This window comes from Micromonospora sp. DH14, assembly GCF_029809455.1.
GTDB lineage: Bacteria > Actinomycetota > Actinomycetes > Mycobacteriales > Micromonosporaceae > Micromonospora > Micromonospora parva.
This window is the reverse complement of the sequence record NZ_JARVKT010000024.1, coordinates 25,851-51,549: the sequence shown is the minus strand read 5'-3', so window position 1 is coordinate 51,549 and position 25,699 is coordinate 25,851. Positions and strand designations below refer to the sequence as shown.

Below are 25,699 nucleotides of genomic sequence, written 5' to 3'. Positions count from 1 at the left end.
GACGACGTTAGTGGACCGGCCGGCCGATGAGCACCGTCGGTGCGCCGTCGACCCGGGTGAGCACCAGACTCGCCGCCTCGTCCCCGGCCAGCCGCAGGTCCTTGCGGAGTTGCTCCGGGACGAGCGCCGAACCCCGCTTGAGGATCTCCACACGGCCCACCCGGCGGTCCCGCAGCAGCGCCCGCAGGCGCTTGAGCGAGAACGGCAACACGTCGGTGATCTCCAGACAGCGCGCGTACGGGGTGCGGGTCGGCTGTTCGGCGTACAGGTAGGCGATGCTCGGGTCGGCCAGGGTGGCGTCCAGTTCGGCGGCCAGTTCGGCGATGAGGTGCGCGCGTACCACCGCCGGCTCCGGGTCGTACAGGTAGCGGCGTACCGGCCCGACCGGCGCCTCGGCGGCACCCGAGCCGGTGAGCTGGTCACGGTGGACCTCGCTGCCCCGCTGCCGGTAGAGGGTGGCCCGGCGGGGCACCTCCGCCAGCTCGCCGCACCAGAGCGCCGCCTCGACCAGGTCACCGTCGACGCCGACCCACTCGGCCTCCGCCCCGGCCGGGATGAGCGCGTGGTCCAGGCCCGGCGCCACCTTCACCACAGTGCGCGGCACCCGCTCGGCCAGCCCGGTCACGAAGTCCCACGGCGGCGAGTAGGCGCGCGGGTCGAAGATCCGCCGCCCGGTGCCGCTCGTGCGGCGGGCCGGGTCGCAGAAGACGCCGTCGACCCGGGACACGTCGAACCCGGTCGCGTCGCCGCACTCGACGGTGAACAGCTCGGCCAGGCCGGCCGCCGTGGCGTTGGCGGCGGCCATGGCGGCGGTCACCGGGTCGGCCTCCACCCCGTACACCCGGATGCCGGCACGGGCGGCGGCCAGTGCGTCGGCCCCCAGCCCGCAGCCGAGGTCGGCCAGGGTGCGCACGCCGGCTGCGGACAGCCGGGCGGCCCGACGGTCTGCGACCACCCGGCGGGTGGCCTGCTCCAGGCCGGGGCGGGTGAGGAACATCCCAGCGGCGGCCGGGCCGAACTTGCCGACCGCCCGGTGGCGCAGCTCGGCCTGGGTGAGGGCCGCCGCGGCCAGCGTGGGCGGCACCCCGGCCGCGCGCAGCGCCGAGGCCGCGGCCAGCGGGTCACCGCCGGCCAGCCCGGCCGCCGCGGTGAGCGCGGCCGACCCCTCAGGGGTACGCAGCGCCGCCAGCTGATCGAGATCCACCCGGTCATTGTCCCGGCCGAGCCGGAAATCCTGGCTGGCGGGGCGCGACGCGCTGGCACTCTCCTTGACGGAGTGCTAGCCACGGAATAACCTGCGATTAGCACTCTCACCCTGAGGGTGCCAGCTTCCGGGTCTCGCGACCCGGGTGCGCACGCCAGGCGGACCGGCACCCGCGACGACGGCACCGCCCGGTGGCATGAGGCAGATTGACGCTGGCCAGCCCCGCTGGTCAGCAACGAAACCAGTACCCCAGGAGGGTATGCCCGTGACTACCGCGACCAAGGTTGCGATCAAGCCGCTCGAGGACCGCATCGTGGTCCAGGCGAACGAGGCTGAGACCACCACGGCGTCGGGCATCGTGATCCCCGACACCGCCAAGGAGAAGCCGCAGGAGGGCACCGTCCTCGCTGTGGGCCCGGGGCGCGTCGACGACAACGGCAACCGGGTTCCGGTTGACGTGCAGGTCGGCGACACCGTCCTCTACTCGAAGTACGGCGGCACCGAGGTCAAGTACGCCGGCGAGGAGTACCTGGTGCTCTCCGCCCGCGACGTCCTCGCGGTCATCGAGAAGTAAGCAACCGATCAGTGCCACTGCCCCGGTCCGGCTCGCCGGGCCGGGGCAATGGCGCTTCGAAGGGACATTCATGGCGAAGATCCTGAGCTTCTCGGACGACGCCCGGCACCTGCTGGAGCACGGTGTCAACGCCCTCGCGGACGCGGTCAAGGTCACCCTCGGCCCGCGCGGGCGCAACGTCGTCCTGGACAAGAAATTCGGTGCGCCGACGATCACCAACGATGGTGTGACCATCGCCAAGGAGATCGAGCTCACCAACCCGTACGAGAACCTTGGCGCGCAGCTGGTCAAGGAGGTGGCGACCAAGACCAACGACGTCGCCGGCGACGGGACCACCACCGCGACCGTGCTGGCCCAGGCCATGGTCCGCGAGGGTCTGCGCAACGTGACCGCCGGGACCAACCCGGCCGGCCTCAAGCGGGGCATCGACGCGGCGGCCACCAAGGTCTCCGAGGCGCTGCTCGGCAAGGCCGCCGAGGTCACCAGCAAGGATTCGATCGCGAACGTGGCGACGATCTCCGCGCAGGACTCCACGATCGGCGATCTGATCGCCGAGGCGATGGAGCGCGTCGGCCGCGACGGTGTCATCACCGTCGAGGAAGGCTCGATGCTCACCACCGAACTGGACGTGACCGAGGGTCTCCAGTTCGACAAGGGCTTCATCTCGCCGAACTTCGTCACCGACCTGGAGAGCCAGGAGTCCGTCCTCGAGGACGCGTACATCCTGGTCACCACCCAGAAGATCTCGGCGATCGAGGAGCTGCTGCCGCTGCTGGAGAAGGTCCTGCAGAACAGCAAGCCCCTGCTGATCATCGCCGAGGACGTGGACGGCCAGGCGCTCTCCACCCTGGTGGTCAACTCGCTGCGCAAGACCCTCAAGGTCTGCGCGGTCAAGGCCCCGGGCTTCGGTGACCGGCGCAAGGCGATGCTCCAGGACATCGCGATCTCCACGGGCGCCGAGCTGGTCGCCTCGGAGCTGGGCTACAAGCTCGACCAGGTCGGCCTGGAGGTGCTCGGCACCGCCCGGCGCGTCGTGGTCGACAAGGAGAACACCACGATCGTCGACGGCGGTGGCCAGAAGGCCGACGTCGCCGACCGGGTGTCCCAGATCCGCAAGGAGATCGAGGCCTCCGACTCCGAGTGGGACCGGGAGAAGCTGGCCGAGCGGCTGGCGAAGCTCTCCGGTGGCATCGCCGTCATCAAGGCCGGCGCGGCGACCGAGGTCGAGATGAAGGAGCGCAAGCACCGCATCGAGGACGCCATCGCGGCGACCAAGGCAGCGGTCGAGGAGGGCACTGTGCCCGGCGGCGGTGCCGCCCTGGTGCAGATCCTCTCGGTGCTCGACGACGACCTGGGCTTCACCGGTGACGAGAAGGTCGGCGTCTCGGTCGTGCGCAAGGCGCTCGTCGAGCCGCTGCGCTGGATCGCCCAGAACGCCGGTCACGACGGCTACGTCGTGACGCAGAAGGTCGCCGACCTCAGCTGGGGCAACGGCCTCGACGCCGCCAAGGGCGAGTACGTCGACCTGGTCAAGGCCGGCATCATCGACCCGGTGAAGGTGACCCGCAACGCGGTCACCAACGCCGCCTCGATCGCCGGTCTGCTGCTCACCACGGAGAGCCTCGTGGTCGACAAGCCGGAACAGGCCGAACCGGCCGCCGCCGGCGGGCACGGCCACGGTCACGGCCACCAGCACGGCCCGGGCTTCTGATCCGGTAGCGACACCCGTTCCGGGGCGCACCGCCGTACGGCGGTGCGCCCCGGCCCGTTTCCGCCGGCCGGCAGGTCATTACCGAACGCTGACGTTGTTGGCGACCGGCCGAGATGATCGCGCACACTGGGCCGATGAGCACCACGTCACGGCGGTACGCCGCGCTGGCCGGAATCACCGCCGCCGCCGTCGCGATCGGGATCGCCGAACCGGTAGCGGTGCTGACCGGCCCCCGGTCGGCACCCCTGGTCGCGGTCGGCGGGGTCATCGTCGACGCCGTCCCCGAGTCACTCAAGCAACTCGCCATCGACCTCTTCGGCACCGCCGACAAGATCGCGCTGCTGGTCGGCACCGCCGTGTTGCTGGGCGCCTTCGCCGCGCTCCTCGGCGTACTGGCGGTTCGTCGGCTGGCACTCGGCCTGGCGGGCATCGGCGCCTTCGGCGCCATCGGCGTCGCCGCCGCGCTGACCCGCTCCGGCGCGGACCTCGCCGACGCACTGCCGTCAGTGGTCGGCGCGGGTCTCGGCGCCCTGGTGCTCTGGTTGTTCATCGCCGGCCCGTTCGAACTGAACCCCTGGCCCTGGTCACCACCCACACCGTCCCCCGGCCCGGTGTCGTCCCCCGGGCCTCCGGCTGGGCCGGCGTCGGTGTCTCCCGCCGGGCCGGTGCCGGTGTCTCCATCTGGGCCGACTTCCGGACCTCCCGCCGGGTCGACCTCCGGGCCTCCCGCTGGGCCGGTGCCGGTGTCTCCCGCTGGGCCGGCGTCGGTGCCTTCCGCCGGGCCGACGCCGGCGGTTGAGCCGGTCGGGCCCGTCGAGGTGGACCCGGAGTCGCGGCGGCGATTCCTCACCGGCAGCGGGGTGCTGCTCGGCGCGGCAGTGGTGGCCGGTCTCGGCGGGCGTTGGCTGGCGGGTCGGCGCGGCGTGTCCGCCGCCCGGGACGCGATCCGCCTGCCTGCGCCGGTCGCCCCCGCACCGGCCGTGCCGGCAGGCGCGAACCTCTCGCTGGCCCAACTGGCGCCCTACGTCACCCCGAACTTCGGGTTCTATCGGATCGACACCGCGCTGGTGGTGCCCCAGGTCGACCCGGACACCTGGCGGCTGCGGATCCACGGGCGGGTCGGCAAGGAGCGCACCTACAGCTACGCGGATCTGCTGGCCCGACCGCTGGTCGAGCGGTACGTCACACTGGCCTGCGTCTCCAACGAGGTGGGCGGGGACCTGATCGGCAACGCCCGCTGGCTCGGCGTACCCCTGCGGGAACTGCTGGACGAGGTCGAACCCGACGACGACGCCGACCAGGTCGTCGGCCGGTCAGTCGACGGCTGGACCTGCGGTACCCCCACCGCCGCGCTGCGCGACGGACGGGACGCGCTGCTGGCCGTCGGGATGAACGGCGAGCCGCTTCCGGTCGAGCACGGCTTCCCGGTCCGGATGGTGGTGCCGGGCCTCTACGGCTACGTGTCGGCCTGCAAATGGGTGACCGAACTTGAGCTGACCCGGTTCGCCGACTTCGACGCGTACTGGGTTCCGCGCGGATGGTCCCCCCAGGGGCCGATCAAGACCCAGTCGCGGATCGACACGCCCCGCAGACGCAACCGGCTGACCGCCGGGCCGGTGACCGTCGCCGGGGTGGCCTGGGCACAGCACCGAGGCATCCGCCGAGTCGAGGTACGCGTCGACGACGGCCAGTGGCAGGCAGCCACGCTGGCCCCCACCGTGTCAGTGGACACCTGGGTGCAGTGGTCCTGGCGCTGGGACGCCACACCGGGCGAACACCGGCTTCAGGTCCGAGCGACAGACGCGACCGGTGAAACCCAAACCGACCGTACCCAGGGCGTCGTCCCGGACGGCGCCACCGGCTGGCATAGCGTCACCGTCACCGTCCGCTGACCCCGACACACCACTGCCCCCTCCGGCCGACAGCGGGCTGGGTCCCCAACCCGACCGCGTCATCAGGGCACCCAGGTAGACCAGCAGTCCCTCGCGGTGCGGGGTCCGTGAGTGATCTACCGCGGCTGCCGACTGACCTGGCTTGCGGGCCCCGTGACTGGTCTTCGGCGCGGCGGGCGGCTGATGGACGCCGATGCTCGAACCGTGCATGCAGATCTTGGACAGTTTCCGTTCTGTGCTAACGGAAACTGTCCAAGATCTGGAAATGAACGCCGCTTGATGACGCCATCCGCCTCCGCCGAGGATCCCTTCAGCGCGGCATCTCCCGTTGCGGCCCGCTGCGGCGGTCGATGGTCGGCGTCCCCGCGTCCCCGCGTCCCCGCGTCCCCGCGTCCCCGCGTCCCGGCGGGCCGGCGTCCCCGCGTCCCGGCGGGCCGGCGTCCCCGCGGGCCGGCAGGCCGGCGTCCCCGCGTCCCGGCGTCCCGGCGGGCCGGCGTCCCCGCGTCCCGGCGGGCCGGCGTCCCCGCGTCCCGGCGGTCGATGGCAACGCGAAGGCCGCTGGCCGGCACCCCGGGTTGCGGGTGCCGGCCAGCGGTCGGTGTTCTTGGGTCTTACCGTGCGGTGCTGATGGTGGTGCGGTGGTGCGGTGGTGCTGGTGGTCAGCTGTTCCAGTGCTGGGCGACGAGGTCGGTGGCCTGCTGCTCCCACTGGGCGTAGGCGTCCGGGTACGCCGAGACCTGCACGGTCTGCGCGGCGTCGGTCAGGGGCATGTCCTGCCACCCGTCGACCTGCTTGAGGCCCTTCAGGAACGCAGTCGTCGAGTACTCGGGGTCGGTGATCTGCTCCGGGGTACCCCAACCCGAGCTCGGGCGCTGCTGGAACAGGCCCAGCGAGTCATGGTCGTTCATATCGCCGAGGTGGCCGAGGTTCTCCAGCTTGGACTCCTGCAGGCTCGTCGCGATGGAGATGACCGCGGCGCGCTCGGGCAGGCCGGCCTTCTTCGTGGCGGCGATGATCGCCTTCACGTTGGCGGTCTGCTCGTCGTTCAGGGTGATCCGGGACTGGTCGCCCTGCGGCTTCGCCGTCTGCACGGCCACGGCGGTGGGCTTGGCGTCCACGGCCGGGTTGGCGTGGGCGGCGATCGGGCCGGCGAACACACCACCGGCGAACGCGAGACCAGCAACGGACAGCATGCTCTTACGGAAGATCGTGTTCATGGGGGTAGCTCCTTCGGGGGTAGGAACACCCGCACCGCCAAGGGGGGAACGGCGGCAAGGGGTGTGAGCACCTCGTCCGGCGCTGCACTTGCAGGGGAAAGTTTGGGGGATGACGCCTGCGGGGGCGTCGGTCGGCGACTTCACGGGCGCGAGGGCTCGTGGCGCCGGGGTCCAGGTGTAACGACCGGGGGGGCCGGGGTCATTCCCCGGTGGCCCAGTCCGTCGGCACTCACCCGGAGGCGGTGCCTGCGGTCGTTCGTGGGGATCACAACGACCCGGGGCCCGGGGTCATTCCGGGCTGGCCCAACCTGTCGACACCCTCATCGCGGCGGTGCCTGCGGTCGGTCGTGGGGGTCATAACGACCGGGTGGCGGCGGGCATTCCAACCTGCGCGACCAATCCAAACCTGCGCGACCGACCGTCGCGGCCTGGGGCGCGGGCCGGTGGTGCTGCGATCGTCCGGATGTGTAACGACCCCGGCCCGGCCATGATTCCGGCCCACCGGTGATGCCGGTCACCGGACAAAAGACACAAACCTGCATATAGCCTTAGGCTGCGTCGTCCCGGAACAGCCCAGACCGGACAAATCTCCCGGGAGATCGTCCCCCGCCTACTGGTCGTGTGCGCAGCCAGGCTTGATCCACTCGTCTTCAGTGAAATCGCGGTGTCCGGGCGAGTGGGACGCCCCGGCATCAAGTAGCTCGTGTCGATCACAGTCGGCACTGGGCGCGATGATCGCGGGCGTGCCAGCCGCCTGAAGCCGCGCAGATCTCGCAAAGCCACGCGAGCCCGCAACGCAGACGCAGACCTCGCGAAGCTAGGCAGGCCCGCAAGGCCACGCAGAACTCGGGAAGCCACCCAAGCCCGCGAGGGCCGCGCAGACCTCGCGAAGCTACGCGAGGCCGCAACGCGGCGCGGACCCCGCAAAGCCACGCAAGCCCGGCAAGGCCCGCGCAGACCTGCAGAGCAGCACCAGCTCACGGCATAACAACGTGCGGGCGGCGTAGGCGGCGCGCCGCGCAGGCCGGGTGGCCCCGCGCGTTGGCGCGAGACCGCGCACAACCGCGCGAACCGCGCTCCCCAGGTCGGGGGCGCGGTTCGCGGATGTTGGGGGCGGTCGGGTCAGGCGACCTTGCGTTGGGCCGGGAGCGTCGACTTGTGCGGGCGGCCCAGGCGGGCTTCCAGTCGCGCGACGTCGACCCGGGCGTGCCGGCGGTCTGCGAGGTCCTCCCAGCCGACGGCGAGCAGTCGGAGGCGTTCCGACTCGCTGAAGCCGCCCCACACGCCGTACGGCTCGCGTACCGACAGCGCGTGGGCGGCGCACTCGGCGCGTACGGGGCAGGTGCGGCAGACCGCCTTGGCGGAGGATTCGCGGCGCAGCCGGGACGAGCCGCGCTCACCGTCGGGGTGGAAGAACTGCGCGCTGTCGCGTCCTCGGCAGGCACCGAGTCGCTGCCAGTCCCAGAGATCGACGATGGGTCCGGGCAGTCTACGTACGTTCGACATCAGCACCCCTCCTCCCGCGCGGCTCCGCGAGAATCCTTGATGGCCGGCGTCCGGGCGGCGGGCCGCGCAGGCGCACCGTTCCCGGCCTGGACCTCCCGTACCCGGGCTGTCGTCAACTCACACGTCTGTGATCGAAAACCTCCGGGAAATTGCGGCTTTCGCCCTACTTGTCGGAAAAGTTCGAACGATTGCCCGGAACCACCTCCCCAGCCGACCGCGTCATGGTCTGCTCGTTGGCGGAGAGGAGACCACAGTGCGTACCGTCCTTGTGTGCGTTCGGACACCGCTCGCGGCCCAGCACCTTACTTCTGCTGCCGCGCGGCTGGGGTTGTCCGCGATCGTTCGTACCGCCGTCTCTGATCCCGAGGTGATGCTGCGGCTCGCGGAGCGACCGGCCGACGTGGTGTTGGCGGACACCGCCCTCACCCGGCCGGACAGCGCCGGCTTCGTCCGCCGGGTGTTGGCGCGGGCCCCGCAGGCGGCGGTGCTGCTGCTCGGCACCGAGGAGTCCGAGGCCGCGGCGGCCACCATCAGTGCCGGTGCCCGGGGGCTCATCCAGAATGTCGACCACGACCTGACCAGCGCGGTGGCGAAGGCGCTGCTGCTGCTCACCGCGCCCGGTCGAGCCTCCCGGCAGCGAAGCACCGATCCGGCCCGCGACGCGGCGGCGGTGGGTGGGTCCGGTCGCTCCGGGCCGGCGCCGCGCGGTTCCGGTGAGCCCGGTTGGACGGCGACGGCCGCTGACGGGCCGGCCGGTCTGGCGTCGGTGCCGGTGCAGCGGGGCGACGACGAGGCGGAGGCGGGGACCGACGAGCCGGCGGCGCAGGCCGACCCGGGCCGTCCCGTCCCGAACGCTCGACCCAGTCGGGCGTCCATCGGCCTCACCGAGCGTGAGCTTCAGGTGCTGCTGGGCATGGCCGAGGGCAAGAGCAACGCGGAGATCGGCCGGGAGCTGTTCGTGTCGGAGGACACCGTCAAGACGCACGCCCGCAGGTTGTTCCGCAAGCTCGGTGCCCGGGACCGGGCGCACGCGGTGGCGGCGGGGTTCCGCGCCGGTCTGGTCGCCTGACGGACGCGCTGCCCGACGGCGGGACACCGCCGCGCGGCGGTGCTGTCACTTGGTGGCGGTCGGGGCGCCCGGCTCGTCCTCGGTGCCCTCGGACAGGGTGTCGTGCACCCCGTCGGCGTACCCCCGGGCGTAGTCCCAGGTCACATAGTGATCCGGGTCGGGGTCGTACGCGGGCTCGTGCACCCGGGGCCGGCCGGAGTTGAGCAGGTGCCGCAGGTTGCCGCGGAGCAGGTCCCAGTCGAAGTAGTGCGGCTCCCGGCAGTCCTCGCATTCGATCACCAGCCCGCGGACCCCGATCGGGGCCAGCAGCGCCTGGTAGATCTCCAGGTCGGCGAGGTCCTCCAGCACATCCTGCCGCTCGACGTCGGTCAGCGGATCCGGCGTCGCGTCATCGCCCGGGTCATCCAGACCCGCTGTCGGATCGGCCGGGTCGCCATTGAACGGGTCGATGGGCTCGTCGTGCACCCCCTCACCGTAGACCCAACGCGGCGCGAACGTCCGCCCCCCGGCCTCCGCGCCGGGCCGGCCTGCCACGGACGGGTCGCCCAGCTCACTGGGTACGATGAGGCGACGTGCCGGCACCGTGGCGCGCTCCGGTGCCCGCCCGCGCCACCTCGCTGAAGCCCATCCGAGCAGCTCAGGGGAGCAATCGTGGAAAATTCGCCCAGCACCGATCTTCCGGCCGGCGTCGAGCACGCCGACCTGGGCGGCCACCTGCCTGAGCTGCCGGCCGGCTCCGCCCGGGTGGTTCCGCTCGGGTTGACCTTCGACGACGTGCTGCTGCAGCCGGGCGAGTCGGACGTGGTGCCCAGCCGGGTCAACACCCGGACGAAGCTCACCCGCAACATCGAGTTGTCCATTCCGCTGCTGTCCAGCGCCATGGACACGGTGACCGAGGCCCGGATGGCGATCGCCATGGCCCGCCAGGGCGGCATCGGTGTGTTGCACCGCAACCTCTCCATGGAGGACCAGGCCCTCCAGGTCGACCTGGTCAAGCGCTCCGAGTCCGGCATGATCACCAACCCGGTGACCGCCAGCCCGGACGACACGCTGCGCGAGGTCGACGAGCTGTGCGGGCGGTACCGCATCTCGGGCGTTCCGGTGGTGGACGGCGACGGCCAGCTGGTGGGCATCGTCACCAACCGGGACATGCGTTTCGTCTCCGAGCCGAACACCCCGGTCCGCGAGATCATGACCCGCACTCCGCTGATCACCGCCCGGGTCGGGGTGAGCAAGGACGACGCTCTGGCGCTGCTGCGTCAGCACAAGGTCGAGAAGCTGCCGATCGTCGACGACTCGGGCCGGCTGCGCGGCCTGATCACGGTGAAGGACTTCACCAAGAGCGAGCAGTACCCGGACGCCAGCAAGGACGACGCCGGCCGTCTGCGGGTCGCCGCCGCGATCGGGGTGGGCGAGGACGCCTACAAGCGGGCCCGTGCCCTGGTCGACGCGGGCGTCGACGTGCTGATCGTGGACACCGCGCACGGTCACCAGCGGGCCGTGCTGGACATGGTCCGCCGGCTCAAGGCCGATGTGACTGTCGACATCATGGGCGGCAACGTGGCCACGTACGCCGGCGCGAAGGCGCTCGTCGACGCCGGCGCCGACGGCGTCAAGGTGGGTGTGGGGCCGGGCGCGATCTGCACCACCCGGATCGTCGCCGGGGTCGGCGTGCCGCAGGTGACCGCGATCATGGAGGCGGCCCGGGCCGCCCGCCCGGCCGGTGTGCCGGTGATCGGCGACGGCGGCATCCAGTATTCCGGTGACATCGCCAAGGCCCTGGTCGCCGGCGCCGACACGGTGATGCTCGGCAGCCTGCTGGCCGGCTGCGAGGAGAGCCCCGGCGAGCTGATCTTCGTCAACGGCAAGCAGTTCAAGACGTACCGCGGGATGGGGTCGCTCGGCGCGATGCAGTCCCGGGGCCAGGCCAAGTCGTACAGCAAGGACCGCTACTTCCAGCAGGACGTGCTCAGCGACGACAAGCTGGTCCCGGAGGGCGTGGAGGGCCAGGTGCCCTACCGGGGGCCGCTCTCCCGGGTGGCCCACCAGCTGGTCGGCGGTCTGCGACTGGCCATGGGGTACGCCGGTGCGGAGAACATCCCCGATCTGCACCGCCGGGGCCAGCTCATCCGGATCACCGCGGCTGGCCTGAAGGAGAGCCACCCGCACGACATCCAGATGACCGTCGAGGCGCCCAACTACCACACCCGCTGACCCACCACCCCCAACCACCTGGAGTCCCCCATGCGTGACGTGGTCGAGATCGGGCTGGGCAAGACCGCGCAGCGCGGCTACCACCTGGACGACATCGCCATCGTGCCGAGCCGCCGCACCCGCGACGTCGACGACGTGTCGACGTCCTGGCAGCTCGACGCGTACCCGTTCGGCATTCCGTGCGTCGGTCACCCCTCCGACGCCACCATGAGCCCGTCCTCGGCGGTGCGTCTCGGTCAGCTCGGCGGCCTCGGCGTGCTCAACGTCGAGGGTCTCTGGACCCGCTACGAGAACCCGACGAAGGTGCTGGACGAGCTGGCCGGCCTCGACGAGGACGCCCGCGCCACCAAGCGGCTCCAAGAGGTGTACGCGGAGCCGATCCGCCCGGATCTGATCGCGGAGCGGGTCCGTGAGCTGCGCGCCGGCGGCGGCACGGTGGCGGTGCGGGTCTCCCCGCAGCACACCCTCGCGCTGGCGCCGGTGATCCTCGACGCCGGGGTGGACATCCTGGTCATCCAGGGCACCATCGTCTCGGCCGAGCACGTGTCGACCACCGACGAGCCGCTGAACCTCAAGGAGTTCATCGCCGACCTCGACCTGCCGGTGATCGTCGGTGGTTGCACCGACTACAAGACGGCGCTGCACCTGATGCGCACCGGCGCGGCCGGGGTGATCGTGGGCATCGGTGGCGACGAGTGGTCGACCACCGAGTCGGTGCTGGGCATCCGGGTGCCGATGGCCACCGCGATCGCCGACGCCGCGGCGGCCCGCCGTGACTACCTGGACGAGACCGGCGGCCGGTACGTGCACCTGATCGCCGACGGTGACATCCAGACCTCGGGCGACATCGCCAAGGCGCTCGGTTGCGGCGCTGACGCGGTGATGCTCGGTGAGCCGCTGTCGCTGTGCGAGGAGGCCCCCGCCGGTGGTGCCTGGTGGCACTCGGCGGCGAGCCACCCGTCGCTGCCCCGGGGTGCCTTCGAGGTTTCCGGTGAGCCGCTCGGGTCGATGGAGCAGTTGCTCTTCGGGCCGGCGGACGAGGCCGACGGTCAGTTGAACCTGTTCGGCGGGCTGCGTCGGGCGATGGCCAAGTGTGGTTACCGCGACCTGAAGGAGTTCCAGAAGGTCGGTCTGGTCCTCGACCGCTGACCGGTCCGTCAGACGCTACGAAGGCCGGCCCCGCACTGGTGGGGGCCGGCCTTCGTCGCGTTCAGCGGAGAGTCACTTCTCCAGGTAGATGGTCAGGTCGGACATGTTGCGGTAACTGGTCGCCGCGAAGTCGAGCGACTGGCCCTTGTTGTCGGCGCCGCCGGGGGCGGTGTCCATCTCCCAGTTGGCGTGGTGGAAGTTGCGCTCGCCGATGGTCTGGAAGAACTGCTGGAAGTTGAGGTCGCCGTCGCCCAGCGGGGTCATCTGGTACCCGTTGGGGACGCTGGTGTCCCGGTCGCCGTCCTTGGCGTGGAAGAGCGGGAACCGGGTGGTCCGGTCGGCCACGGTGAGGATCGGGTCGAACAGGTCGGTCACCTCCTGGCCGGCCGGGTTGATGTACCTCTGGTGCTTGTAGCGGGCCACGTAGGCCCAGTAGATGTCCAGCTCGAAGAAGACGTACCGCGGGTCGGTGATCTCGAAGAAGTACTCCAGCCGGCGGATGCCGGAGGACCGGGTCTGCCGGCCCTGCGCGTCGCGCGGGCCCCGGTCGATCAGGAAGCTGTACGCGGCGTCGTGGTTGTGCGTGTAGAGCCGCATGCCCCGGGCCTTGGCCTGCCGGCCCAGCTCGTTCCAGATGTCCGCGGCGGCGTCCCACTCGGCCTTGTACGCGCTGTTGGTCGGGTCGCTGCCGGTGCCGATGTTCTTCATGCCGAGTTCCTCGGCGATGTCCAGTTGTTGCTGGAAGGTGGCCGGCTGGATCGTGGCGTGGGTGCCGTTGGCCACCAGGCCGTTGTCGTCGAGGACCTTGCGGATCTCGGCGGGGGTGATCTGCCGGCCCAGGATCTCGGTGCTCTGGGTGTAGCCGGCGAACTCGATCTCCTTGTAACCGATTTCGGCGAGTCGGGCGAGGACGCGCTCGAAGCCGTACGGGACTCCGCTGTCGTCGGGCGCGGCGGTGATCCGGTCGCGGACGCTGTAGAGGATGATGCCGCGGTTCTTCGCCGGGATCAGCGGTTCGACCCGCAGCTTGCTCTTCGGGTTGGCGAGCGCGGGGGTGCCGGTGGCCAGGACGGGCAGGCCGGCCGCGCCGATCGCGGCGGCGGCGCCGGCGGACGCGGCGAGCAGGGAGCGGCGGCTGAGTCGGCCGGTGGTGGTGGCGTCGGGGGCGGTGTGGTCGGGCATGGTTCCACCTTTCGCGACGGTGGTCGGGAACAGACACTAACGTCGGTCAAAGTCGAAAGAAAGGTTAAATCGACGGCATCTTTTGTTTGATTCGACGAAAGTAACTGATGATCGTCGATACGGGCCGCGCGGCCGGCGATGCTGACTACGCTCGGCCTGAGCGGAGTGCCGCAGGAGGAGTGCGCATGGTCCTGACCGGACGGAGACTGCGGGTCGCCGTGCTGACCTGCGCCCTCGGGCTGGTCGCGGCCGGCTGTACGGGCGACGGGCGCGACGGCTTCCGACCCGGCGCGGCCGACGTCGGCGACCCGTACGTGCCGGGGCGCGGCAACGGCGGCTACGACGTCGCGCACTACGGCCTCGACGTCCGCTACGACCCGTCCACCGACCGGCTGACCGGGAAGGCCGTCATCACCGCCACCGCCACCCAGGACCTGTCCCGGTTCAACCTGGACCTGGCCGGCCTGGAGGTCGGCGCGGTCAGCGTGGGCGACGCGGCGGCCAACTACCGGCGCGGCGACGGCGAACTGGTGGTGACGCCCCGCGACGGCGTGCCGCGAGGGCGGCAGTTCACCGTCACCGTCGACTACGCGGGCGTACCCACTGCCGTCGACGACGGGGCGTTGGGCAGCGGCGGTTTCCTGCACACCACCGACGGCGCGGTGGCGCTCGGCCAACCCGACTCGGCCGCCACCTGGTTCCCGGTCAACGACCACCCCTCGGACAAGGCCACCTACGAGCTGGCGGTGACCGTCCCGGACGGCCTGGCCGCGCTGAGCAATGGCGTACCGCTGCCGAAGAGCAGCGCCGACGGGTGGACCACCTGGCGGTGGTCGGAGCGCACCCCGATGGCCAGCTACCTGAGCACCCTCGTGATCGGTGACTACCGGGTGGTGACCGGCACGCACGCCGGCCGGCCGATGGTGACGGCGGTGGCCGCGAGCCTGCCGGCGACCGGTGGGGCGGCTACCTCGCTGGCCCGCACCGGCGCGATCGCCGACTTCCTGGCCAGCCGCTTCGGCCCGTACCCGTTCGACTCGTACGGGGGGATCGTGATCGCCGACGACCGGGTCGGGTACGCGCTGGAGACCCAGTCCCGACCGGTCTACGGGCCGGCCTTCTTCGCCGACGACCGACCGAACCCGAGCGTCGTCGCACACGAGCTGGCGCACCAGTGGTTCGGCGACAGCGTGTCACTGACCAGGTGGAGCGACATCTGGCTCAACGAGGGTTTCGCCAGTTACGCCGAGTGGCTGTGGGAGGAGCACGACGGCGGCCGGACCGCCCAGCGCAACTTCGAGATGCAGTACGCGGCGACCGACTGGGGGCAGCCGTCGGTCGAGCCGGGCCGGGAGCAGATGTTCGGCACCGCGGTCTACAAGCGGGGTGCGCTCGCCGTGCACGCGTTGCGCCGGACTGTCGGTGACGACCTCTTCTTCCGCATCCTGCGCACCTGGACCGCCGAGCGGGCGGGGGGCAACGCGACCACCGAGGACCTCGTCTCGCTGGCCGAGCGGGTCGCGCAGCGGCAACTGCGCCCGCTCTTCGACGCCTGGCTGGTGGGTGGGTCGGCCCCCACACTGCCGTGACCCGGCCCGGCCGCCCGGTCGATATGCTGCCGCCGGTGAACGGCGGGTAGGCGCCCGTTCGTGCGGAGCGGCGGAGGCCGTGACCGGCCACCGTGCGGAGAGGGTGTGGGATGCGGGGGACGCGGCACAGACTGCGGACGGGTGCCGCTCTGGTGGTGGCCGGTGCGCTGGCACTGTCCGGATGCGACTCGACGGGCCCGGAGGCGGCACCGGCACCGAGCACGTCCCCCACCGCGGCGCGGACGTTCACGGCGGGTGCCGACGGGGTCGGCGACACCTACTTCCCGACCTACGGCAACGGCGGCTACGACGTCGGCCGGTACACGGTGAAGGTGCGCTACGACCCGGCCAAGGACCAGTTGACGGGTACGACCACAGTGCGGGCCACCGCGACCACCGACCTGTCGACGTTCAACCTCGACCTGGCCGGCCTGACCGTCAGCGCGGTCACCGTGGACGGCGCACCGGCGACGCACAGCCGCAAGCGCAACGAGCTGGTGATCAAGCCGGCGTCCGGCCTGATCAACGGCAACGGGTTCGTCGTCGAGATCACCTACGCGGGCAAGCCGAAGCCGTTGAAGAACGAGACGCTCGGTGACGGCGGCTTCCTGCACACCGCCGACGGTGCCATCGCGCTGGGTCAGCCGGAGTCGGCCAGCACCTGGTTCCCGGTCAACGACCACCCGTCGGACAAGGCGGCCTACGACTTCGAGGTCACCGTTCCGGACGGGCTGACCGCGATCAGCAACGGCGTTCCCGGCGGGAAGGTCAGCTCGGGCGGTTGGACCACCTGGAAATGGTCGGAGAAGTCACCGATGGCCAGCTATCTGAGCACGCTGGTGATCGGCAAGTTCCGGATCACCACCGGCGAGCACAAGGGCCGCCCGGTCTACAACGCGGTCACCACCAACCTGGCCAAGGGGAGCGCGGACGCGTCGATCGCCCGGACCGTCGAGGTGGCCGACTACCTGGAGAGCGTGTTCGGGCCGTATCCGTTCGACGCGTACGGCGGGGTGGTGGTCTCCGACAGCCGGATCTCGTACGCACTGGAGACGCAGAGCCGACCGGTGTACGCGGCGAGTTTCTTCCGGCAGGGCGAGAACACCGAGGTCGTCGCGCACGAGTTGGCCCACCAGTGGTTCGGCGACAGTGTGGCGTTGGCGAAGTGGGAGGACATCTGGCTCAACGAGGGCTTCGCGACGTACGCGGAGTGGCTCTGGGCCGAGCACACCGACGCGTACACCGCCAAGGAGGCGTTCGACAACCGGTACGCGGAGATGTCCGCGCAGGTGTGGCAGACGCCGCCGGGCAAGCCGGGTGCGGAGAAGCTGTTCAGCGAGTCGGTCTACCAGCGCGGCGGGATGACGGTGCACGCCCTGCGGGTGGCCGTGGGCGACGAGGCGTTCTTTGAGATCATCAAGACCTGGGCGGCGGAGAAGCGCGACGGCACCGCCACCACCGCCGAGTTCGTGGCCCTCGCCGAGCGGGTCTCCGGCAAGAAGCTCGACGCGCTCTTCGACGCCTGGCTCTACGGCACCAAGAAGCCCGCCCTGCCCAAGCGGCTCTGAACGGCGGTCAGTTCTTGACGACCAGCTTGGGGTGGGCGGCCAGGTACGCGTCGGCGCGGCCGGCGCGCAGTTCGGTGAGGAACGTGCGGCCCTCGGCGGTCAGCTGCTCACCCCGGTAGGCGCTGCCCTTGCCGACGCCGGAACCGGGCAGCCCGACCAGCGTGAAACGGTTCTCCGGCAGGCCACTGAGGGCGTACGCGATGTCGACGATCCGGCGTCCGCCGACGTAGACCAACGTGTCACCCAGCGCGGAGACCACCTTGTCGACGCGCTCCGGTTGCTTGGCCAGGCCCTCGTCCAGGATCTTGCGGGTCATCGCGCGGATCAGCTGCTGCTGGTGACGCTGCCGGGCGTAGTCGCCGCCGGTGATGTAGCGCTGCCGCGCGTAGTCCAGCGCCTGCCAGCCGTTGAGGTGCCGCTCGCCCTTCTCGTAGACCTGCTGCGGCCCCTTGTACCCGCCCGGCGCGGGCTCCCGGTACTTGCCGTCCGGTCGACGGTGCAGCGACTCGACCCGCTGGTCGACGTAGATGTCCACCCCGCCCAGTTCGTCGACCAGCCGGTCGAACCCGTTGAACGTGAGCACCGCGCCGGCGTCGATGCGCAGCCCGGTGTAACCGCTGACCGTGCTGCGCAGCAGCTCGTACCCCTGGGCGGTGCTGGGTTGTTTGGGTTTGCCCGGCACCCGGCTGCCGAAGCTCATCGCGTGGGTGAGCTTGGTCTTGCCGCCCTTGTAGCCGGCCTTCGGGAACGCCGGGATGTCCACGAGCAGGTCGCGGGGGAGTGAGAAGAGGTACGCCCGGTCCAGTCCCTTGGGTACGTGCAGCACCAGCACGGCGTCCGAGTGCGGCTCCCACCCGGGCACGCTGACCCGGGTGTCCACACCGACCAGCAGCAGGTTGAGCGGGCCGGTGATGTCCGCGCCCGGCGGTGGACCGCTGGGGCTCGGGGTGGGCGTGCCGACCGGCGACGGGGTGGGTGAGCCGGCCACCGGAGCGCCGCCCGGCGTGTTGTCACCGGTCAGCCGGGTGATCACCACCGCGCCGGCCGCGATCAGCGCGACCACGGCGAGGGCCGTGAGCCCCAGCAGCAGCCACCGTCGGCGTGGTGCCATCGACCCGAGAACCATGTGGATTCCTCTCACCCGTCTGGTGAACAACGCTCCGACGGGTGCTCCGGGTTGCGGCCGGGAGGCGCCGGGTCGGTCGGCCGGAGCATGATCGCGCGAAAAGTGCCGCTGGCGCGAGCGCTACTCACGAGTAATGATGCCTTCATGCGGTACGACGTGGTCGTCATCGGGTCCGGCTTCGGTGGCAGCGTCACCGCGCTCCGACTCGCCGAGAAGGGTTACTCGGTGGCGGTGCTGGAGGCCGGCCGCCGCTTCACCGACGACGAGTTCCCGCAGACGTCCTGGCGGGTCCGCAGGTTCCTCTGGGCTCCGAGGCTGGGCTGCTACGGCATCCAACGACTCACAGTGCTCCGCCCGGCCGACCGACGGTCCGGCGGTGGGGTGCTGGTGCTCTCCGGCGCCGGGGTGGGCGGTGGTTCACTGGTCTACGCGAACACCCTCTACGAACCGCTGCCGGCCTTCTACGACGACCCGCAGTGGCGGGACATCACCGACTGGCGCGACGAGTTGGCCCACCACTACGACCAGGCGAAACGGATGCTCGGCGTCACCACGTACCCCGTGCACACCGGTGCGGACCGGGCCATGCGGGCGGTGGCCGAGCGGATGGGGGTGGGGCAGACCTTCCACGCCACCCCGGTGGGCGTGCACATCGGCCGGCCCGGCCAGCGGGTCGCCGACCCGTACTTCGGCGGCGCCGGCCCGGAGCGCACCGGCTGCACCCACTGCGGCTCGTGCATGACCGGTTGCCGGCACGGGGCGAAGAACACGCTTGTCAAGAACTACCTCTGGCTCGCCGAACGGCTCGGGGTCACGGTCCGCCCGTTGACCACTGTGACCGCCGTCCGGCCCGCCGACGGCGGCGGCTACCAGGTGCACACCGAACGCACCGGCGCCTGGCTGCGCCGGGGCCGGCAGGTCATCCACGCCGACCAGGTGGTCTTCGCCGCCGGGGCGCTCGGCACCCAGCGGCTGCTGCACGCGATGCGCGCCGACGCGGCGCTGCCCCGGCTCTCGCCCCGCCTCGGCGAGCTGACCCGGACCAACTCGGAGGCGATCCTCGGCGCCTCGGTGCCGCGACAGCGGGCCCGCTCCGAGCGGTTGGACTACACCGAGGGGGTGGCCATCACCAGCTCGTTCCACCCCGACCCGCAGACGCACATCGAGCCGGTCCGCTACGGGCGCGGCTCGAACGCGATGGGGCTGCTCCAGTCGCTGCTGGTCGACGGCGGCCCGCATCGGGTACGCCGCTGGCTGGGCAGCATCGTGCGGCAGCCCGGGTTGGCCGCCCGGATGCTGTCGGTGCGGGGCTGGTCGGAACGTACGGTGATCGCCCTGGTCATGCAGTCGGTGGACAACTCGCTGAGCACCCGGTGGCGGCGTGGCCCGCTGGGTCGCAGGCTGGTCACCGGCCCGGGTCACGGCACCCCGAGCCCGACCTGGATCCCGGCCGGCAACACAGCGGTCCGGATGCTCGCCGACGAGATCGGCGGCACCGCCGGCGGCTCGCTCACCGAGCCGTTCGACATCCCGGTGACCGCGCACATCCTGGGCGGGGCGGTCATCGGCGCGACAGCTGCCGACGGAGTGATCGATCCCTGGCACCGGGTGTACGGGCACGCCGGGCTGCACGTGGTCGACGGCGCGGCGGTCTCGGCCAACCTGGGCGTGAACCCGTCCCTGACGATCACCGCCCAGGCCGAACGGGCCATGTCCTTCTGGCCGAACAAGGGCGAAGAAGATCCCCGCCCGCCCCTCGGCGGCCCGTACCGGAGGCTAGCCCCCGTACCCCCGCAAAACCCGGCGGTCCCGCCGAACGCCCCGGGTGCGCTGCGACAGTGACCCCCCGCAACCTCCGCGATCTTGCACTTTCGGTCGTCGTTGCGCGGCATTCGTGGCCTTTGTCGGGGCAGAAAGTGCAAGATCGCGGGACGTGGGGCTTGCTGGCGTGCCGGTGGCGGGAACGGTCGTGACTGTCGGTAGGCTTTGTGCACATGAGCCTGCCTCGCCCTGTCCTCGTGGTGGACTTCGGAGCCCAGTACGCCCAGCTCATCGCCCGTCGGGTCCGTGAGGCGAAGGTCTACTCCGAGATCGTGCCGCACTCGATGCCGATCGCCGAGATGCTGGCGAAGAACCCCGCCGCGATCATCCTGTCCGGCGGTCCGGCCAGCGTCTACGCCCCGGACGCCCCGCAGATCGACGCTGGGGTGTTCACCGCCGACGTGCCCGTCTTCGGCATCTGCTACGGCTTCCAGGCGATGGCCCAGGCGCTCGGCGGCACGGTCACCAGGACCGGCAACCGTGAGTACGGCGGCACCCCGCTGCGCCCCCGCCTGCTCGACCCCGGTGTGCTGCTGCGGGACCTGCCGGCCGACCTGCCGGTGTGGATGAGCCACGGCGACTGCGTCACCGAGGCGCCCGAGGGCTTCACGGTGACCGCCGAGTCGGCGGGCGCCCCCGTCGCGGCATTCGAGGACCTGGCCGGGCGGCGGGCCGGCGTGCAGTTCCACCCGGAGGTCGGGCACACCGCGCACGGCCAGGAGATGCTGACCCGTTTCCTCTACGACATCGCCGGCATCGAGCCGACCTGGACGCCCGAGAACATCATCGACGAGCAGGTCGCCCGGATCCGTGCCCAGATCGGCGACAAGGAGGTCATCTGCGGCCTCTCCGGCGGGGTGGACTCGGCGGTCGCCGCGGCGCTGGTGCACAAGGCGGTCGGTGACCAGCTCACCTGCGTCTTCGTCGACCACGGCCTGCTGCGCGCCGGCGAGGCCGAGCAGGTGGAGAAGGACTACGTCGCCGCCACCGGCATCAAGCTCAAGGTGGTCGACGCCGCCGACCGGTTCCTCGGCGCGCTCGCCGGGGTGACCGACCCGGAGCAGAAGCGCAAGATCATTGGCCGGGAGTTCATCCGGGTCTTCGAGGCGGCGGCCCGCGAGATCGCCGCGCACGGCGACGTGGAGTTCCTTGTCCAGGGCACCCTCTACCCCGACGTGGTGGAGTCCGGCGGCGGCACCGGCACCGCCAACATCAAGAGCCACCACAACGTCGGCGGCCTCCCGGAGGACCTGAAGTTCGCGCTGGTCGAGCCGCTGCGCACCCTGTTCAAGGACGAGGTCCGAGCGCTCGGCCTCCAGTTGGGCCTGCCCGAGGCGATGGTCTGGCGGCACCCGTTCCCCGGCCCCGGCCTCGCCATCCGGATCATCGGCGCCGTCGACCAGGAGCGCCTCGACCTGCTCCGCCAGGCCGACCTGATCGCCCGCGAGGAGTTGACCGCCGCCGGCCTCGACCGGGGCGTGTGGCAGTTCCCGGTGGTGCTGCTCGCCGACGTGCGCAGTGTCGGTGTGCAGGGAGACGGGCGCAGCTACGGGCACCCCGTGGTGCTGCGCCCGGTCTCCAGCGAGGACGCGATGACCGCCGACTGGTCCCGGCTGCCCTACGACGTGGTGGCCCGGATCTCCACCCGGATCACCAACGAGGTCGCCGAGGTCAACCGAGTGGTCCTGGACGTCACCAGCAAGCCGCCGGGCACCATCGAGTGGGAGTGAGCACCGCTCAGGCGGCCGGCGGCGGGCTGGACGGGGTCGTCGGCGGGTAGGGCGGCGTCGGGGCGTACCCCTGCGGTGGGCCGCCGGGCGCGGGCCCGGCGGTGGGCGGCGGGCCGTTCTGCGGCGCGACGCCCGCGGCGTGTGGCCAGGCCGGCGCGCCGGCGGGCTCCTCCGGCATCAGGAACCACATGATCGGGTACGCGAACAGCGCGAGCCCGCCGGTGAGCAGGCCGGTGACCGCGAAGATCACCCGGACCAGTGTGGGGTCGATGTCGAAGTAGCGGCCGACGCCGCTGGCGACCCCCGCGACCATGCGGTCGGTGGTGGGTCGCCGGAGCTGCTTGTACGGGGCGTGGGGTGCGGTGGTCGATGTCATACCCCCACGGTCCGCGCTGGCGTCCGCCCCGCCCTCGGTGACCGCCCGGATCATTACCCTGACCAATCCCTGATCGGGGCCGGACAGTCAGGAATCCGACTCTTTTCCGTTCCGGTAACCCGGCCCGGGGAGAATTTGCTTCCGTGACCACCTTGCTCAAGCCGCTCCGCAGGATCGCGGCATACGCAGTTTGTGCTGATTCAAGCGGCCGCGTCCTGCTGGTCCGCGCATCGGAGCACTCCGGGACCCCCGGCGCGTGGTCGCTGCCCGGCGGGGCCGTCGACCACGGCGAGGACCCGAACCACACCGTCGTTCGCGAGACCGCCGCCGAGACCGGCCTCTCGGTCGCCGTCTCCGGCCTGGCCGACGTGCTCGCCGACATGCGGGCACTCCCGGATCGCGGCATCACCATCCACACCGACCGGCTGATCTACCGGGTGGCCGTGCGCGGCGGCACCCTCGCGGACCGGGCCGGCGAACGCCCCACCGACCTCGCCCGGTGGTACACCCTCGACGAGGCGCGCGAGCTGCCGCTGCGCTCGTTCACCGCACGCGCCCTCGGGCTGCCCGCCTCCTCGGCCGACGTGGTGCCCGACGAGGCACCCGAGTTCCCCTCCTTCTACGCCGTGCCCGGCCCCGACGGGCTGCACCGGGCCCAGCGCTTCGCCGCGTACGCGGTCTGCACCGACCCCGCCGGTCGCGTCCTGCTCACCCGGGTCTCCGACGGCTACCCCGGTGCCGGCTGCTGGCACCTTCCCGGCGGCGGCACCGACTACGGCGAGCAGCCCGGCGCGGCCCTCATCCGGGAGTTGGTCGAGGAGACCGGGCAGACCGGCCGCCTCGTCGAACTGCTCGGGGTGGCCAGTCACCGTGACGCCGCCTCGCTCGGTCCCGAGGGCTACCCGATCGACTGGCACGGCGTACGCGCCTTCTACCGGGTCGTCGTCGACCAGCCCAACCCGCTGACCGTGGCCGACGTGGGCGGCTCCACCTGCGAGGCCCGCTGGTTCGGCCGCGAGGAGTTGGGCGCGCTCCCCACCGACCGCCTCACCGAGGTGACCGCCGAGGCGGTGCAGGCGGCCCAGCTAACCTGACCCCGACCGGTCTCCGAGGAGACGGCCCGACGGTCGCGCCCCCGTCCGGCTCGACCTACCGGCTTGCCGCCGGCTACCCGTGGTCGCGCCCCGCCGCTGCGCAGTGGCCTCGCCCGTGATCGACTGGCCTCACCGCCTTGATCAACTCGGGTTTCTTGAAGGCGCGGTATCCCGGCGCGCGGGACACCGCGCCTTCCGTGAACCCGAGTGGATCACGCTTCGTCCTGAATGACGCCGGTTCCACAGCTCCGTGGGTTCCCATGCGCCGCCTCGCGTTGATCATGAAGTTATTGTCAGAGTGCGAGATGGATGGCGATAACTTCATGATCAACGGCATGGAGTGCGAAGCGGGGGGCGAGCAAAGGTGCAGTTGACGCGGCGGGTCGGGGTCTACGGGCTCATCAGGGATTCGGGTCGGGTCCTGGTGGTCCGGGACGGGGTTGAAGGCGAATTCCCGGGGCTCTGGCGGTTGCCGGGCGGTGCCGTCGCGCATGCCGAGGACCCGGAGCGCGCCGTGGTCCGCGAGGTCGCCGAACAGGTCGGGCTGACGGTGACGGTGTCTCGACTGCTCGCGGTGGTCGCCGATGTGGCCACTTCTCCGGAGGACAGGGTCTCGCTGCACACCGACCGGCTGTTGTTCGAGCTCAGCACGCCCCACGGCGCTCTGTCCGATGCCCCGCGACCCCAGGCTGCTCAGCCGCAGGATGCGCAGCCCCAAGGCGCGCAGCCCGAGGCCGGGGCTGGTCTGGATGATCAGTCTCGCTGGCTCTCGCCGGCGGAGGCGGCGGAGGTGCCGCTGACGCCGTTCACCGCCGAGGCGCTCGGTGTGCCGGTCACCCCACTGCCGCCCGGGACGCACCGGCCGCGGCATCCGGCTGCGCCGCCACACCCCGATCGTCGGCTGCGCTTCGGGGCGTACGGGCTGGTCACCGACCCCGCTGGGCGGATTCTGCTGACGCAGATCGCGCAGGGCTATCCGGGGGCCGGTCTCTGGCATCTGCCCGGCGGTGGCACCGATCACGGTGAGCAGCCGGCCACCGGGTTGCTCCGGGAACTGGTCGAGGAGGGTGGGCAGGTGGGCCGGGTGGTGGAGCTCCTGGGCGTCAACAACCTGCACAATCCGGCCGCGTACGGCCCGGAGGGTCGGCCGCTGGACTGGCATGGCGTACGGGTGATCTATCGGGTGTTGGTGGACGTACCCACTGACGCGACGGTCACCGAATCCGCCGGAGGGTCGACGGCCCGGGCGGGGTGGTTCACCCGGGCCGAGGCGGTTGACCTGCCGTTGAGCGACATCGCTGCCGTGGCAATCGGACAGAGTGGCCGATAGCACTCGGCTCACTGAGCCGACTTGGTGACCCTCCGGTACAGTCAAAGGCGGGAATGATGGAGGAAACGGGCGATGAGGCCCGGGATGGGAACAAGCGAGCGGTTCGAGCGGTTTAAGCCAGTTATAAGTACCGCCGGCAGCTATCGCCAAGCCATGTTCCCCTATGCGATGGTGTACTCCGCAAAACGGCTGCCGGGCCATGCAAGGTCCGGCACGAGACAGCCGGACACCGCCCCACGGCGGCCAGCAGATCCGGTGATGGAGGAAACGTGCCGAGAGCCCCATGGCGCCGGCGTCGTACTACTGACAGTCCGCGCCCCGCAGGGCGTCGCTGGGCGGGCCGGTTGCGCCGCAGCAGCACGTTCGCCCGCCAGGTGCTGTTGGTCCGGGTCGGTCGCCGCGACGGTGACCTGCACCCGACCGACCTGACCCCGACCGAGCACCGGTACGCCGACCGGCAGCGCCGTCGTTACGGCCTGGACCGGCTCAGCCGACCGACGCTGGGCGTGGACCCGACACTGGGCCTGGACCGGGCGGACATCGACGCGGTCGTACCGGTCAGCCCGGCGATGCCGCCGATGGCGCAGGTCGACGAGGCCCGCTCGATCCCGCTGCTTCCCGGCGAGCGCACCATGGTGCGCCGGATGAAGTTCGGCCTGGTCAACGCCTGCACGCTGGCCAGCCTGATGCTGGGCATGCTGGCGATCTTCCTGGCGATGCAGGGTGAGGTGCGCATGGCCGCGCTCTGCCTGATCGCCTGCGTCGGCTTCGACGGTCTGGACGGCGCGCTGGCCCGACGCCTCGGCGTGGCCAGCCCGTTCGGCGCCCAGATGGACTCACTGGCCGACATGTGCTCGTTCGGCCTGGCCGCGCCGGTCGTGGTCTACGCGTCGCTCGCCGGCTCGGTCTCCACGGCCGCGGCGGCGGTGGCCTGCGCCCTGGTCGCCGCGTGTGCCGCGATCCGACTGGCCCGGTTCAACGTCTCACCGAAGGACGGCCGCTTCTTCTGCGGTGTGCCCACCACCATGGCTGCAGCGGTGCTCGCCGTGACGGTGGCGATCGGCCTGCCGGTGCCCGGTGCCGTGCTGGTCGCCGGGGTGGCGTTGCTGGCGTTCGCGATGGTGTCGAGCTTTCCGTACGCCAAGCTCGCCCGCCTGGTGAAGCTGCCGCCGTGGCTCTGGTTGGCTCCGGTGATCGGCGCACTGGTCGACATCCGGCTGACGTTCGCCCTGATCGTGGTGGGCTACCTGGTCAGCGGGCCGGTCCTCTGGCTGCGGCAGCGTCGTACCGCCTGATTGAGCAGACCGAACGGGGCGCCGCGGACAGCGGCGCCCCGTTCGTCGTCAG

20 protein-coding genes are annotated in these 25,699 nt (G+C 71.4%); 13 read left to right on the top strand and 7 right to left on the bottom strand.

The annotated features are described in order from the left end of the window. Positions 1–7 precede the first annotated feature (7 nt). Complete coding sequence (locus QCZ28_RS25240) at positions 8–1,204, bottom strand: methyltransferase domain-containing protein (protein ID WP_279518978.1); 1,197 nt, start codon at positions 1,202–1,204, stop codon at positions 8–10. 259 nt (positions 1,205–1,463) lie between these two features. Here QCZ28_RS25240 and groES point away from each other — a divergent pair, with 259 nt between their 5' ends. The 3 genes from groES to QCZ28_RS25225 all read left to right on the top strand — a co-directional run bounded on the left by groES (position 1,464) and on the right by QCZ28_RS25225 (position 5,381). Continuing rightward, positions 1,464–1,778 carry a co-chaperone GroES gene (gene groES / locus QCZ28_RS25235; protein ID WP_030330046.1) on the top strand — a complete coding sequence of 105 codons (315 nt, stop codon included), beginning with the start codon at positions 1,464–1,466 and terminating at the stop codon, positions 1,776–1,778. Positions 1,779–1,848: 70 nt separating this feature from the next. Then, the gene (groL, locus tag QCZ28_RS25230) at positions 1,849–3,489 is read left to right on the top strand and encodes a chaperonin GroEL (RefSeq protein WP_279518977.1); all 1,641 of its coding nucleotides are present in this window, start codon (positions 1,849–1,851) and stop codon (positions 3,487–3,489) included. 164 nt (positions 3,490–3,653) lie between these two features. Next, the gene (locus tag QCZ28_RS25225; protein ID WP_347815130.1) at positions 3,654–5,381 is read left to right on the top strand and encodes a molybdopterin-dependent oxidoreductase; all 1,728 of its coding nucleotides are present in this window, start codon (positions 3,654–3,656) and stop codon (positions 5,379–5,381) included. Between the two features lie 659 nt (positions 5,382–6,040). Here QCZ28_RS25225 and QCZ28_RS25220 read toward each other — a convergent pair. Continuing rightward, the gene (locus QCZ28_RS25220; protein WP_279518975.1) at positions 6,041–6,598 is read right to left on the bottom strand and encodes a hypothetical protein; all 558 of its coding nucleotides are present in this window, start codon (positions 6,596–6,598) and stop codon (positions 6,041–6,043) included. Between the two features lie 1,122 nt (positions 6,599–7,720). Then, entirely contained in the window at positions 7,721–8,104 is a 384-nt protein-coding gene (locus tag QCZ28_RS25215; protein ID WP_279518974.1) for a WhiB family transcriptional regulator, read from the bottom strand. Between the two features lie 253 nt (positions 8,105–8,357). Between QCZ28_RS25215 and QCZ28_RS25210 the strand changes: the two genes are divergently transcribed. Further along, positions 8,358–9,173, top strand: coding sequence for a response regulator transcription factor (locus tag QCZ28_RS25210; RefSeq protein WP_279518973.1), 816 nt, complete (start codon positions 8,358–8,360; stop codon positions 9,171–9,173). Between the two features lie 45 nt (positions 9,174–9,218). Here QCZ28_RS25210 and QCZ28_RS25205 read toward each other — a convergent pair whose 3' ends face one another. Then, positions 9,219–9,638 (bottom strand): DUF5319 domain-containing protein, encoded by a 420-nt coding sequence (locus QCZ28_RS25205; RefSeq protein WP_030337860.1) that lies wholly within the window; start codon positions 9,636–9,638, stop codon positions 9,219–9,221. A gap of 186 nt (positions 9,639–9,824) precedes the next feature. Between QCZ28_RS25205 and guaB the strand changes: the two genes are divergently transcribed. Both guaB and QCZ28_RS25195 read left to right on the top strand, forming a co-directional pair. Continuing rightward, positions 9,825–11,387 (top strand): IMP dehydrogenase, encoded by a 1,563-nt coding sequence (gene guaB / locus QCZ28_RS25200; RefSeq protein WP_279518972.1) that lies wholly within the window; start codon positions 9,825–9,827, stop codon positions 11,385–11,387. A gap of 30 nt (positions 11,388–11,417) precedes the next feature. Next, positions 11,418–12,536, top strand: coding sequence for a GuaB3 family IMP dehydrogenase-related protein (locus QCZ28_RS25195; protein ID WP_030337858.1), 1,119 nt, complete (start codon positions 11,418–11,420; stop codon positions 12,534–12,536). Between the two features lie 72 nt (positions 12,537–12,608). Here QCZ28_RS25195 and QCZ28_RS25190 read toward each other — a convergent pair whose 3' ends face one another. Further along, complete coding sequence (locus QCZ28_RS25190) at positions 12,609–13,718, bottom strand: sugar phosphate isomerase/epimerase (protein ID WP_279518971.1); 1,110 nt, start codon at positions 13,716–13,718, stop codon at positions 12,609–12,611. 185 nt (positions 13,719–13,903) lie between these two features. Between QCZ28_RS25190 and QCZ28_RS25185 the strand changes: the two genes are divergently transcribed. After that, the gene (locus QCZ28_RS25185; protein WP_279518970.1) at positions 13,904–15,307 is read left to right on the top strand and encodes a M1 family metallopeptidase; all 1,404 of its coding nucleotides are present in this window, start codon (positions 13,904–13,906) and stop codon (positions 15,305–15,307) included. A 110-nt stretch (positions 15,308–15,417) separates the two neighbouring features. Further along, positions 15,418–16,875, top strand: a complete 1,458-nt coding sequence (locus QCZ28_RS25180) for a M1 family metallopeptidase (protein ID WP_279518969.1) — start codon at positions 15,418–15,420, stop codon at positions 16,873–16,875. A 7-nt stretch (positions 16,876–16,882) separates the two neighbouring features. Here QCZ28_RS25180 and QCZ28_RS25175 read toward each other — a convergent pair whose 3' ends face one another. Beyond that, positions 16,883–18,001 carry an LCP family protein gene (locus tag QCZ28_RS25175; protein WP_279518968.1) on the bottom strand — a complete coding sequence of 373 codons (1,119 nt, stop codon included), beginning with the start codon at positions 17,999–18,001 and terminating at the stop codon, positions 16,883–16,885. 144 nt (positions 18,002–18,145) lie between these two features. On the opposite strand from QCZ28_RS25175, the gene QCZ28_RS25170 reads away from it, so the two are divergent. Together QCZ28_RS25170 and guaA are read left to right on the top strand one after the other, a co-directional pair. Continuing rightward, positions 18,146–19,843, top strand: coding sequence for a GMC family oxidoreductase (locus QCZ28_RS25170; RefSeq protein WP_279518967.1), 1,698 nt, complete (start codon positions 18,146–18,148; stop codon positions 19,841–19,843). 152 nt (positions 19,844–19,995) lie between these two features. Beyond that, complete coding sequence (guaA, locus tag QCZ28_RS25165; RefSeq protein WP_279518966.1) at positions 19,996–21,552, top strand: glutamine-hydrolyzing GMP synthase; 1,557 nt, start codon at positions 19,996–19,998, stop codon at positions 21,550–21,552. A 7-nt stretch (positions 21,553–21,559) separates the two neighbouring features. On the opposite strand, the gene QCZ28_RS25160 is transcribed toward guaA, so the two are convergent. Then, positions 21,560–21,928, bottom strand: coding sequence for a PspC domain-containing protein (locus QCZ28_RS25160; RefSeq protein ID WP_279518965.1), 369 nt, complete (start codon positions 21,926–21,928; stop codon positions 21,560–21,562). Positions 21,929–22,071: 143 nt separating this feature from the next. On the opposite strand from QCZ28_RS25160, the gene QCZ28_RS25155 reads away from it, so the two are divergent. From QCZ28_RS25155 to QCZ28_RS25145, 3 genes are all read left to right on the top strand, one after another. Then, complete coding sequence (locus QCZ28_RS25155) at positions 22,072–23,022, top strand: NUDIX domain-containing protein (protein ID WP_030337850.1); 951 nt, start codon at positions 22,072–22,074, stop codon at positions 23,020–23,022. 364 nt (positions 23,023–23,386) lie between these two features. Beyond that, positions 23,387–24,352, top strand: coding sequence for an NUDIX domain-containing protein (locus QCZ28_RS25150; RefSeq protein WP_279518964.1), 966 nt, complete (start codon positions 23,387–23,389; stop codon positions 24,350–24,352). Positions 24,353–24,696: 344 nt separating this feature from the next. Next, the gene (locus QCZ28_RS25145) at positions 24,697–25,647 is read left to right on the top strand and encodes a CDP-alcohol phosphatidyltransferase family protein (protein ID WP_279519013.1); all 951 of its coding nucleotides are present in this window, start codon (positions 24,697–24,699) and stop codon (positions 25,645–25,647) included. Positions 25,648–25,699: the final 52 nt, after the last annotated feature.